Source organism: Psychrobacter halotolerans, from assembly GCF_039680845.1.
Classification (GTDB): Bacteria; Pseudomonadota; Gammaproteobacteria; order Pseudomonadales; family Moraxellaceae; genus Psychrobacter.
In genome coordinates, this window is record NZ_JBDKWD010000004.1 from 247,173 (window position 1) to 260,319 (window position 13,147).

Genomic DNA, 13,147 nt, shown 5'->3' on the forward strand with positions numbered 1-13,147 from the left:
AAGCCTCATCCAGCTAAGTCACTATAAAAGCGCGTCAGTGAAACGGGGACAAATTTTTTACAGCCTCTGTCGGCATACACATAGATACAGCAAGCCAGAAAAATTTGTCCCAGTCTCGCGTCCTTATATCGTATTACCCTTTTGGTTGAATCGTCTTTATACCTAAGCGCTAATATATATGGGCACTAATATACAAAGGTGCGAATACATAAAGCGCTAAGACTAAGCAGTGACCATCTGTGCTGACTGCTCGGCTTGCTGAGCGCGTAACCAGTCATTGAGTAACTGAGACTGTTTACGGACAATAGCCAGCTTAATATGATCGGGATTTTTTATCAGCTCTTGCATCTTCTTTTGCAAATGCAGTTTGAGTAACTGCATCACCAAGTTTTCAATCAGCTCATCCAAGCTCAACACATTTCTTGCCGTCAAAGTCTTATAGAATCCGCCCCAACTGCGACTTAGTGTGTCTTGGGTAATGGGTTTCAGATTGGATAAGACAAAGTGCGCGGCGGCATTGGCATCTTTTGGCAAGTAATTGAGACAGCGTTTAATGGTGCCAACGATGTCGATCAAGGCCGTGTCTTGTAGATCTTCCCAAGCCACAGCGCGTAGGATGTCAGGCGAGGCTTTTTGCTTAATGTGAGCAGGTAATTGTAGGCTGTGGATACCAGCTCGCTGCCAAATCATCTCAATAGGATCATCGATAAGAGCGCGCGGCTGAAACAAAAAGCACAGTTGTAGCTGCTGACTGATGGTCATGTCGCCATCGAAATCTAATAACGCATCTTTGGCTTCAACGTTTTGACTGCGTTTGCCGCCAAGCTTTTGATAAATGTCATTATTCAGCAGATAGCGGAAACTACTGCCTTTAGGTAGGGCAGTGGTTAATGAGCGCACTTGCGACATCAGCTTGGCTTTGCCCTCGACCAGCGTTAAATCATAGCGCTCGCTCAAATAAGCAAAAATATACTGTGACAATGGCATGGCATTGGTGATTTGCTCGCGCATGGCATCGCTGCCCTGACTTTTAATAAAGGTGTCAGGATCATGGTTGTTGGGCAAGGTCAAAAACCGCAGTTCTTTATCATCAGCCAATACAGGTAGAGCCACTTCGAGCGTGCGCCAAGCCGCCTTTTGTCCCGCACTATCGCCATCGAAGCTCAAGGTCAGCGTTGGGTTCAAGGTCAGTAGTCGTGATATTTGGCTCTCATTAATCGCCGTGCCCATGGAGGCGACAGCACCATAAATACCCGCTTGATAAAGAGCAATGACATCCATATAGCCTTCGACCACAAGCCAGTTATTCGCGCGCTGCTGGCGTGATTCATAATAGCCATATAGTACGTGCTGCTTGTGAAAAACAGGTGAGTCTGAGGAGTTGATATATTTGGGTTTTATCTCGTCATCGAGCGCCCGACCGCCAAAACCAATGGTGCGTCCCTGATTGTCCCGAATGGGGAAAATCACGCGATCACGGAGCAGGTCATAGTCGCGGCCAGATTCTGATTGGCGCACCAATCCTAGCGCTTTGAGTCCCTCAATATCCTGTGGAAACTGATGCTCGAGATGCTGCCAACCAAAGGGTGCATAACCCAACCCAAAGGTCTCAAATATGTCTTCGGTAATGCCGCGCGACAAAAAATAATGCTTGGCATGAGGGTGAGTCGTAAGATTGTGCTGATAAAATTGCTGTATCTGCTCTAGTAGCTCATATAAGTTGCCATCTTCATCAGCAGCATTACTTATACCGTGCAGATCTGTGACGCCATCATTGCCTGTCAACCACGGCGGCGGATAGCCATTATCATTGGTATTGGCACTATTATCGCCACCACTGTTTTGATAATCCGAACCATAAGAGTCTGAACCATAAGTATCAGCTGGGTAAGGTGCTGAATCATAAGCCTCTAACGGCGGATAGTTGTCGTAGCCACTGTTATCATTGTAGGCAGGCGAGTCTGTATATGCTTGAGGGGTATGTTCTACTTTACTCTGGTCTATGTTGCTCTTATTTACGTTACTGTGCGCTATAGTCGGACTAGACACAGGAGGTGGCGCAATAGGTTTAGGTGCGCTGCGCTGATAGCTGACATTTTGCTGCTCTTCTTGCGGTACTTCAATGCCCGTTTGCTTTGACAGCTCTTTGACCGCTTCAATAAAGGTTAAGCTTTCATAATCGCGCAAAAAACTGATGGCATTACCGCCAACCCCGCAACCAAAACAGTGATAAATGTTTTTTTGTGGATTGACATAGAATGAAGGTGATTTTTCGCCATGAAACGGACAGCAGCCTTTAAATTCGCTTCCCGCTCTTTTAAGCGTGGTATGACGCCCAATAATACTGATCAAATCAGCTTGGCTATTTAATTGTTCGAGAATATGGTTAGGAATGCTCATACAAAAAACAGTTTACCATAGGTCAATTGAGTTGGTGCACAGACAATAAATTAGTCGTAGAAAAATAGTGCTGACAGAAAAATAAGGCCAACAGAACGTTGACCTTATTATTTTTTATGCGCGGTAGACAGTAGGACGCTTATTTAAAGCTTAAAGCGTCTGATTAAATTAATCATCAGTCATATCTAGATCAGTATTGGATGGTGTGAGCAAAATACCATCACGTTCAGCCTCAGGTAGAGTCGTGCGGCGTGTTGGGTTGATATTTTGCGGATCAACGTCTGCTTCTCTCGCAGTAGAGCCAGTGCTCGATTGGCTGGTCACGCGTTCAGTTGACGCTTCTGGCAATCCCAAACCGATATTAAGACCGCTGTTATTTGTAGGCGACGTAAAGTTGCCAGACATAGACGTACCAGTTGACGCTGCATTAGTAGCAGCCGCATTGTCACTAGGCAATCTTAACTGGTTGGCATTACGAATCATCTGTGTCTTAGTAGCGCCAGTATATTGACCCGCTGCAGCAGAGGTGTCAGTCATGTCAGAGCGACCAAGCTTGCCAAAGGTTATTTTATTGAGCCAAGTGCTATCGCGTTTGGTTTTTAGTTTGACACGGCCGTCATTGGTCAACCAATTGGGATAGTTGATCTGCAACAGTGTTTTATACTCGTTTGCCAATTCGGTCAAACCCAGTTTATTGTTGCTATAAGCGAGGATAGCAATGGCTTCTGGCACGGATTCACTGAGTGGATAGTACTGAAACACCCATTTGGCACGGTTGACAGCGGCGACATAAGCTTCGCGCTCGATATACCAGTTAGCGGCACTCATCTCACTTTCAGCAAACTGATTGTAAATAAACGTCATGCGCTGGGCGGCATCTGGTGCATAAGGGCTGTTTGGATACTTGCTGACAAGCTCTTGGAAGTTAGCAAAAGCAATACGTAAATAGGCGGTGTCACGCTCAGCTTGGTTGAGCTTAAATAGCTTGAGACCTTCTGATGAGCCTTCCATATTGGACACGCCGCGTACATAGTAAGCGTAACTGACTTGTGGATTAGAAGGGTATAGACGAATAAACTGCTCAGCGCTGGCGGCTGCCATTTCAAACTTACCGCTGGCATATTGAGCGTACATCATATCGAGTAACGCTTGTTCAGAATATTGCCCAGTAGGGTAAAAGGTACGCAGACTGGTCAAGTCTTCGATGGCTTGGTTATAGCGACCTTTATCAATTTGGGTGATGGCGTCGTTATAGTAAGCTTGCTCTGATTTTTCGGCAGTTTCTACCGCATCGACGTCTTTTTTACCAGTCAGGTTTTTAAACGTCTGACAACCCACGAGGTTTACGCTAAGCGCAAGTAACGTTATTGAGGACAGTTTGATAAACGTATTGCCAACAGCTTGCATACTTCTTCTCCGACACAAGACGCATAATAGCAGCGCCATTATGCTATATAAAAGGTTAATAATAAAAAACGATGCGTATGGCATCAGTTAACTGTCTACTACTGAGTAAGCTCATTATTAAGCGGATTCATACTCATTGCTGATATGATTTTATCAAATGCAGTGGTGTTATCGTTCGTATGGACTATGCATTAGCGTAAAATCACACTTTATACTCATAAAATAGGGGTATTTTCAAAGATTATTTGAAAATATAGTGCCATAGCATACAGCAAAATATGGCGATACTTTATAGAATATCGGTTACTTCGTCTATTTTTTGGTATTTTAGCATGAGCAGCTATCGTGAGCGATATTGAATGTCTCTAGCATCGGTAAATATACAGTAAATTACAGCAATGTCATATTTTAGAGAGTTAGCTCTCAATGTCTGCTTACCATATTGTTCATTGAATTGTCATCAAAAAACGCCAGATAACACATTGCGTCTATAGGGCTTGAGCGCTCAGCATGATACACTATCGCGATATTTCCGCCATGTTTTTTGATGATGATTGCTTTTATGATCCATAAGCGCTCATCTATCTTTTTGCAAAGTGATATTTAAAGTGATGTTCTAAACTACTTTAACTATCGATATACAAGCGGTTTAACTGCCTTTGCCCTATACCAATCTATTATGAACCATAATACTATGCCTACCCATTTATCATCGAATCAATCGTTAGATACTGATTCATCAGCACAAGAGTCACCAATGCCAAATGACGTTTTAAAAAATAATGAGTTACCTAATAACAAAGTTCTAGAAGAGGCCTCAGAAGACGCGATGTCAGACAACCTTACGTTGCAAGACGATGAAATGCTTGACGGCACAATAGATGACGACATGATGGATAGCAGCGAAGACATTGACGGCATGATTGACGACGACATTGATGACAGCGACGATGAAGATGAAGCCCCAGTAGCTGGCCAAGCTGTACCAGTGGTGGTGGATATGACCCACATTGTCACAGAAGATCAGTCGGGTCTGCGCATTGATAAAGTCGCTTCACAAGTATTTGCAGACTTTTCGCGTATGCAGCTACAAGGTTGGATCACTGACGGCAGCTTACGCTATAACGGTAGTGTGCAAAAACCAAAAGTCCGTGTCAAAGCCGATGATGTCCTACATCTCTCAACGACGTTGCAGCAGCATAGTGAAGATCAGCCAGAAAACATAGACATTGATGTGGTCTACGAAGACGATGACGTACTGGTGATTAATAAACCTGTTGGCATGGTGGTTCATCCTGGCGCTGGCAATCAGACAGGTACGTTGGTCAATGCCTTGCTGTACCATTATCCGCAGCAGCATCATTTACCGCGTGCCGGTCTGGTACACCGTATTGATAAAGATACTTCAGGGCTATTGCTGATTGGTAAAACCAAACCTGCACAGATGGCACTGATGGAGCAGTTAAAAGATAAATCTGTTTATCGTCATTATCAGTGCGTAGTCGCAGGGGATGCCGCCAGCTTGCTTCGTCACCGCCGTATCGATGCCCCGATTGGACGTCATCGCAATCAGCGTACTAAGATGACTGTTATGACCGCCGGACGTGAAGCAGTTACGCATTTATTAAATGTCACAGCGCTTAATGAAAACTACTGCTTGTTAGATGTGGGACTTGAAACGGGTCGCACCCATCAGATTCGTGTGCATTTGAGTCATATTACCTATCCGATCGTTGGTGACCGCGTCTATGGTGGTCGTCGTCAATTGCGATCAGGGCTGACGGAAGCTCAGCGCCAAGCGATTAATAATTTTTCGCGTCAAGCACTGCATGCTTATACCTTGGGGTTTGTACATCCAACGACAGGTGAGGATATTGAAGTTACCACACCGCTGCCAGAGGATATGCAACAATTGATGAAAGTATTAAGCGATGGTTATGATGACGAATAAATGATAAAAAGTCGTTTTGCTAATTGTCTTTGCGCTTGCTGTGGCAAATAAAAAATATGTCATCATAGTCCAGTGATAAAACACCGATCCATTAAAAGGGTAGATCCATTATGAGCAATAAGCTGCCTGTAACTTTGCTTGCGCAAATAGAGGATGTGGCTGTTTTTCAGACAGCGGCTTTTTTGGGTAATGGCGTTGATAGACTTGACTCGGAGCATTTGCACGTAGATCTAAATACAGCAACAAACCAGTCGGCCAACTATGGTGAGCTAAATTTAGGGCTACACGTCAAGGATGAAGCGGCAAAGGTATTGACCAATCGCATGCGCTTGTTGGCGGCTATTAATGAGCAATTAGCAAACGTATCATCAGATAGTCAATCGTATATGAATGTCAAAAGCTTGCATTGGGTCAATCAAGTGCATGGCAAACACATTTGTGACGTTGATACCACTCTAAGTATGGAGCCGCTGGCGGCTGATGCCATGATTAGTAAGCAGGTAGGTCTGGGGTTGGCAATCATGACGGCTGACTGTGTGCCGATTGTTTTATATCAACCTGCCAGCGGTCAGATTGCTGCGATTCATGCAGGCTGGCAAGGACTGGCCTGCGGTATTATCCAAGCGACCGTGCAACGCTTTACTGAGTCTGGAGAGATCAAAGCGTGGATTGGGGTTTGTATCAGTCAAGCGAATTATGAAGTTGGTCCTCACGTCCGTGACCAGTTGTTAGCAGGCTGCGCAGAGGCTCAATCATTGACACAATCTGACCTTAATAAGTTTGATGAGCGTTATGTTATTCATCGTGAGACTCAAGGCTTGCAGCAGACCGCTGATACATTAGCAAAGCATACGGTAGAAGATGCAGAAACTGATATCAGCAAACTTAAGCTAAATCTACCAAGACTGGCAGCAGATCAATTAAAAGCGGCTGAAGTAACGTTAGCGGATGAGCTACCAAAGGAATGTAGTTATGGCGATGACTGCTACTATTCCTATCGGCGTCAAACGCATTTGCAGCAGCCAGCCACTGGGCGTATGGCGCTAGTCATCGTGCGTAGAGCCTCTATATAAAAGTAGGCGGCTTATCGTTTATAGTGAGTTCGGTATAAAAACGATACAGCGGGACAGATATGAATTTTTTGTAGCCCTTGCCTGTGTAGGCACAGCAAGCCAGAAAAATTTATATTAGTTCCGCGCCATAAAATAACGTATCTGTTTTATTTAGAATCGACTATAGCATTATCATGCGTGACTCATCAAAGCTTTCTCAGCTTGCTGCGACTATTATGTCTATGCCAACAGAGGTGACAAAACCTTGGTTTTATTAACAAGGTATAGATAGGGTATACCAGTCACGCGGTAGCTTTTTTTATATTGACCTGACTATATCGCATTACGTTTTATCTAACCATTTCACATCATTATTAGAGTTTGTATGAATACATCTGTTGAATCGTCTTTAAAATCTAAATCTGCTGAAAACCCAACCAATGTGTCCATTGCGGTTATTTACCACAGCAATTATGGTCATACCAAGCGCGTTGCTGAAGCCATTGTCGAAGGCGCGCGCAAGCAGCTACCCGACGCACAAGCCAAAGCGATTGATGTCCACAAGGTTGATTGGGCCTATGTAGATCAAGCGGATTTGCTGGTTTTTGGTAGTGCGGTCTACATGGGTAGCGTGACAGCTGAATTTAAAACTTTTATGGATGAAACCTCGAAGCGTTGGTATAACCGCAAGTGGGAAGGTAAGTGGGCGGCCGCTTTTGCCAATTCAGGTGGGCTCAGTGGCGACAAGCTTGCGGTATTACAGCAGATTTCTTTATATGCCATGCAGCATGGTATGAACTGGATTGGGTTGCCGCTCATGCCCACAGGTCATGACGTCCATGATTTAAATCGTTTATCCAGTTTTTTGGGCTTAATGACGCAGTCTTTGGACGGCCCGCCTGAAGAAACCCCAGGATCGGGTGACATCGATACAGCTATTTGGTTCGGCGATCATTTGGCAAAAACCATTATCAAACATCAGCCAGTATCCTCAAAAGACTAGGGTAAGCTGATCGATAATCGCTTATGTTCTTTAAAAATAAAGTTTTTGAACAAAAAAACAGACATCAATTTGGTGTCTGTTTTTTTATGGCGGCTGTTTTTATAGGACGTTTGACAAGACGTTGTTAAGGCGTGGTATTTTTCACGGTTGTACTGCTAGCAGCAATCCCTGTAACCGGTATAGGGCTGTCGACGAATTGAAACGATTGGCACCCTGTCATTAGTAGTGTTGAAGTTAGTAAACAGCTTAGCGTGAATGATTTCATATTAGTATCTTAAAGGTAGTTTTAACCCAGCATTACTATTTCCGCTTTATAGTAAATCGACTATGCAGGATCAGGAAAAGTAAGGGATGAGAAATATTTCTTCCTATTATATATAAAAATCGTTTAGCTATTGCAGTTTAAGTAAAAAATAGGCTTGGCTTTAAATATAAGGTATATGGCAAAAATACGGTTTAATTTTAAATGAATTTGACTATAAAACCCTCATTTATTGGGAGTAAATGAGGGTTTTCAGTTTTTTGATAATGGTATAACTTCACCAAGTTTAGAGGTGTTATCTATTTAACTCGATAACCACATCCCAGTCAGTGATATCAATCTCATAGCAGTTATTACCGTCACCGTTGATACGATCAATCACCAAAAAATCACTATCCTGACCAAGCGCCAGTAATGGATGATGCCAGACGTTGGCATCGTACTGTACGCCTTGATGCGATTTGGCATAGAACACAGCCAAATCGTCTACCGATTGCGGCGGCGTACCCGCTTTTGCGACGACGACGACATAGTCTTGACCTTCCATCGACACAAACGCTTGCGTGCCAAACGGATGATACTCCATCACTGAGAGGGCAATCGGGTTCTCACGTTTTTTGGCTCGAAAGATACTGATACCAACAGCGCCACCATCAAGCTGACTCTCGGCCAATGCATGATGACGAACGGCATAGCCATTATTGATCTCATAAGTATTGTCAGCGGTTTGCTCATTATTACTATAGCGCTCGATAACCGAGCCGTAAGGGGCAAAATCGGCCTTGGTCAAAGGCTTAGCTGTTAGAATGACACTCATTATTTACCCTCTGTACTATCAATACTTGTATCAGCATCAGTCGCAACCTTACCATAGACACGCACGCGACTAATACCACCATCGGGGAAAATATTGACGCGAATATGAGTGATAGGCTGATCTATCTGGAGTTTGTCGTTACCAAAGGTATGGATGTCATCAGCATTGGTTTTTTGCGGCTCAAGCAAGGTGTCCCAAAACATACTTTGGGTGACCAAGGTTTGTTCTGGCGTATTTGGTGAATAGACAGCTTGGATTGAGACTTTATCAGGATAGTTGCCTTTAAAATGGGCCGTATCGATTTCAATAGAATCCACAATACCTGCTTGACCAAGGGCGATAATACACCAATCGTTACCTGGCTCACGGCGACGACGTGTCTCCCAGCCATCTCCCATATTGGGGGCTTTAGTGGGTAGGAGTAGATTACTGGCTGCACCAAAGTGTGCGTCGTTACTGGCAATTGCGCGACCACCATTCAACGCGCCTGCCAAATCAATTGTCTCACCTTGTTGGTTAAGACTTGCCTCAAGCTGGATATCGCCATAGACACGCAGACGGGCCACGCCGCCATCTGGATAAATATTCAAACGAATATGGGTGACCGTTTGCTCGTTATCAATCTCAACAAACTCATGGTGATTGCCTTGTAGTGGTGTCATACCCACAAGCGCTTGCCAGTTTTTACCGTCCCAGTCTTCTTTATTCAAACCAGTAAGTTCAGTCTCATTCTGCTGTAGTAGTTCTGGTGCGTATAAGGAATCGACACTGGCTGAAGAAGGAAAGTTACCCGTGAAATGGCTGGTATCAATATCGAGACCTGCAATCTTAGTCGGGCGGGCGAGTTGGATGACCAAATAATCATAGCCTAAGTGACGCTTACGGCGCGTCTCCCAGCCGTCCATCCATTTGCCGTTGTCATCAAATTTACCCACCATAAATACAGGAGTATCAGGATTTAGAATACGGCTCTTGTCTGCAAAAAAGTCATCGGTTGCAAATAGCGCTTTTGCACCCAAGCGACTGTCAGCCACGTTTGATTTTTTGGTAAAAGCTGGCAGGGTTTCAGGTAAGTTATCTGCTGAGATGATTTGTCCAGCTACTAAGGTATTTTGACTCATGGTTATTCCTTTTATTTACTAATAGTTTTGATTGATAGAGTGCCGTTTGTTTTATTTATTCGATACACTATGGTGTATTTACTACACGAGGTAATGGCAAAATTACATCCAGTTAGTAGTATTGTCTGACGTCGCAGGATGATTTTCATACCAGTGTTTGGCGATTTCATCACGGCGGCATATCCACACGTCAGGCTTGTTGGTGATATAGTGCAAAAACTGCTTCAACGCTTTGATGCGTCCTGCACGTCCGATGATGCGGCAGTGCAAACCAATCGTCAGCATTTTGGGTGTTTCTGCGCCTTCTTCATAAAGGGTATCAAAGCTGTCTTTGAGATACTGATAAAAGGGTTCAGCATGGGTGAAGCCTGGGCTAGAAGAAAACCGCATGTCGTTGGTCTCTAAGCTATAAGGGATGACCAAATGCGGCTTGCGAGTGATTGTGTTGCCATCTTGGGCTTTGACATTGAGCCAGTAGGGCAGCTCATCGCCGTATGAGTCGGAGTCATAGTGATAGCCACCTTGTTCGACGACCAGCTCGCGTGTGTTCGGGCTATCGCGCCCTGTATACCAACCGAGCGGCTGCTTGCCCAGCATGCGCTCAAATATATTGGTTGCACGGCTGATATGTTCACGTTCAGTCTCGCGATACATATATTGATAAGTGATCCAGCGCAGACCGTGACTGGCAATCTCATGACCATCTTCTAATATACGTTCGATAATGTGTGGTGTCTTTTCGGCAGCAGCGGCACAGGTAAAAGTCGTAATTGGCACACCATATTCTTTAAACACATCTAGTACACGCCAGACGCCGACACGACTCCCGTATTCAAATGCTGACTCGATAGACTGGTGACGGTTGTTAAATTCCGGTGTACCCAATATATCAGACAAAAAGCGTTCTGACTGTCCATCGCCATGAATGACGCTGTTTTCTGCCCCTTCTTCAATGTTCAGGACAAACTGTACGGCGATTTTTGCGCCGCCCGGCCATTTTGCTTTTGGTGGATTATCACCATAGCCTTTTAGATCGCGTGGGTAGTTGTCTTGATCAAAATCACTGATGACTTTTTGAATCATTATTAATGTCCTATAAAAAATGTTCCTGTAAAAAACGGTAAAAATATATCAGATGAGCCGTACCAAGCAATATGGTATGAGATTGTCTATGTGCTGATTTTTCTCTTACCAAGTTTATACTTCTACTGATCTATGCGACATAGGGCGCATCAGTAGCCAATAAGAGACGCCGCCTAAGGCTGCACCTAGCAAAAACCCATACCCTTCAAGACTCGTCAAAGTTGGTACAAGCACCGTAGACAAGGAGAAAATAGCCCCGATAGCAAACGCTATGACACCACGAATGTTCCAACCTTTGTAGTAATAGTAGGCACCCGTTGGCTTGTCCGAAAACAAATCATTCATATTAATGTGTTGGCGCTTGATCACGTAATAATCGATGATCAAAATACCAAAGAATGGCGCTATTATTGCACCAATGGCATTCACAAAACCGACAATACCAATTTGGCTGATGAATGATAGCCACAATGCACCCACAAAAAAGGCAATGACAGCAGTAATCAAACCGCCCATGCGAAAGTTGATGCGCTTCGGAAACAGGTTTGCCAAGTCGTATGCTGGCGGTATGAAGTTTGCGACCATATTGATACCGACTGTGGCAGCAAAGAAGGTTAGGGCAGCAATGATGGTTAATGGTAACGCATCCACTCGCTCAACAATATCAGAAGGATTGGTCAATGCCTCGCCAAATAATACGAGAGTACCAGCAGTAATCACAAGGGCTATGAATGAAAAGAACGCCATGTTTATAGGCAAACCAATCAAATTACCAATTTTCATGTCCCTTTCACTGCGTAAAAAACGTGAGAAATCGCCAAAATTAATAACAACGGCCGCAAAATAAGCGACCATCGTACCCACCACTGCTATAAAAGCCTGTAATGAACTTCCAGTATAATCACTGTCGCGACTAAAAATAGAGCCAATCGCTGGTAACAGTTCTGAGCCTGACTGATACCAGACAACGCCCATCAAAATAACCATGACCACATAAACCAATGGACCTGCCCAATTCAAAAAATGCTTAATAGTCTCGACACCTGACCAAAAAAGCAGCAACTGAAATATCCAAACGATGACAAATGCTAACCAAGCTGTGCTATTGAGACCTAAGAGGGTGGCATCCGAGCCGCCCATTACCATCGTTAATAAAATGGCGACTGCTGTTGACGCAAAGTACGTTTGTACGCCATACCAAAAAATACCGATAATAGCCCGTAGCATTGCAGGAAGGTTAGCCCCATTAATGCCAAGGCTTGAGCGTATCAATACCGGAAAAGGAATCCCGTATTTGACACTGGGCTTACCTGTCAAGTTCACCATTAGCATGACAATAAAGCCTGCGCATATAATGGCCGCCATTACCCACCAGCCGCTCAAACCGTAGCTCAAAAAGAGGGATGCTGCCAGCGTGTAACCAAATAGGCTTTGAATATCATTTGACCAGACATTAAATATCGCAAACCAGCCCCAAGTGCGTTCTGTTTGCTGTATTGGTGCCAAATCCTCGTTATACAGTCTTGAATGCTTGATAGCAGGATCAAGTTGACTGTGATCATAATCAGCTTGGTGCAGATCAGCGCGTTTTGGCTCGGTATTGTCAGGCATAGTCTTCCCTTCCTAATAAACAATAGTCAAATTCAGCAATCATTTCACTTTATGCATATGTGCCAATCCCGTCAAGCGACTTCTTAACTTATATGTGTACCACTGAGTTGTCCCGTCCTGAAATAAGTTTACGAAAAAGGAGTTTATCAATAGATAAGCAAGAGCATATAAAGGTGAAGCGTACTCAAAAAGATTATGAGTGAGCTTAGACTGCTTATCGATGAGTCTGTTTATATTTACAACCATATCAGACCGCATCTTAGTTTGAATATGAGAACATCGGCTAAGGTAGCGACATTATCTTCAACTTGCGCCTTGTCTGTCACCATTTTAGCGATCCGCAGTGCCTATTTGTGAATGTTCAACGCGCCCTAATGTAAAAAAGCCAGATACTCAGGGTATCTGGCTTACCAATAAACTATCAATCTATTTTAGGAGGG

The 13,147-nt window shown here is 44.1% G+C and carries 9 protein-coding genes; 3 read left to right on the forward strand and 6 right to left on the reverse strand.

Going from position 1 to position 13,147, the window contains the following annotated elements:
• Positions 1-222: 222 nt before the first annotated feature.
• Both AAJP47_RS09375 and AAJP47_RS09380 read right to left on the reverse strand, forming a co-directional pair.
• Positions 223-2,400 (reverse strand): DNA primase, encoded by a 2,178-nt coding sequence (locus tag AAJP47_RS09375; RefSeq protein ID WP_346717649.1) that lies wholly within the window; start codon positions 2,398-2,400, stop codon positions 223-225.
• Positions 2,401-2,568: 168 nt separating this feature from the next.
• Positions 2,569-3,807: an outer membrane protein assembly factor BamD gene (locus AAJP47_RS09380; RefSeq protein ID WP_346717650.1), complete on the reverse strand. Its 1,239-nt coding sequence runs from the start codon at positions 3,805-3,807 to the stop codon at positions 2,569-2,571.
• A gap of 847 nt (positions 3,808-4,654) precedes the next feature.
• On the opposite strand from AAJP47_RS09380, the gene AAJP47_RS09385 reads away from it, so the two are divergent.
• From AAJP47_RS09385 to AAJP47_RS09395, 3 genes are all read left to right on the forward strand, one after another.
• On the forward strand, positions 4,655-5,758 hold the full coding sequence (locus tag AAJP47_RS09385) for an RluA family pseudouridine synthase (protein WP_497198712.1): 1,104 nt from the start codon (positions 4,655-4,657) through the stop codon (positions 5,756-5,758).
• Between the two features lie 110 nt (positions 5,759-5,868).
• Entirely contained in the window at positions 5,869-6,831 is a 963-nt protein-coding gene (locus AAJP47_RS09390; protein WP_346717652.1) for a purine nucleoside phosphorylase YfiH/LACC1 family protein, read from the forward strand.
• Positions 6,832-7,195: 364 nt separating this feature from the next.
• Positions 7,196-7,813, forward strand: a complete 618-nt coding sequence (locus AAJP47_RS09395; RefSeq protein ID WP_346717653.1) for a flavodoxin family protein — start codon at positions 7,196-7,198, stop codon at positions 7,811-7,813.
• A 557-nt stretch (positions 7,814-8,370) separates the two neighbouring features.
• On the opposite strand, the gene AAJP47_RS09400 is transcribed toward AAJP47_RS09395, so the two are convergent.
• The 4 genes from AAJP47_RS09400 to AAJP47_RS09415 all read right to left on the reverse strand — a co-directional run bounded on the left by AAJP47_RS09400 (position 8,371) and on the right by AAJP47_RS09415 (position 12,707).
• On the reverse strand, positions 8,371-8,892 hold the full coding sequence (locus tag AAJP47_RS09400) for an ureidoglycolate lyase (RefSeq protein WP_346717654.1): 522 nt from the start codon (positions 8,890-8,892) through the stop codon (positions 8,371-8,373).
• The gene (gene alc, locus AAJP47_RS09405) at positions 8,892-10,013 is read right to left on the reverse strand and encodes an allantoicase (RefSeq protein WP_346717655.1); all 1,122 of its coding nucleotides are present in this window, start codon (positions 10,011-10,013) and stop codon (positions 8,892-8,894) included. The genes AAJP47_RS09400 and alc overlap by 1 nt, the downstream gene beginning before the upstream one ends.
• 102 nt (positions 10,014-10,115) lie before the next feature.
• Positions 10,116-11,096, reverse strand: coding sequence for an allantoinase PuuE (gene puuE, locus AAJP47_RS09410; protein WP_346717656.1), 981 nt, complete (start codon positions 11,094-11,096; stop codon positions 10,116-10,118).
• 114 nt (positions 11,097-11,210) lie between these two features.
• Complete coding sequence (locus AAJP47_RS09415; RefSeq protein ID WP_346717657.1) at positions 11,211-12,707, reverse strand: NCS1 family nucleobase:cation symporter-1; 1,497 nt, start codon at positions 12,705-12,707, stop codon at positions 11,211-11,213.
• Between the last annotated feature and the right edge of the window lie 440 nt (positions 12,708-13,147).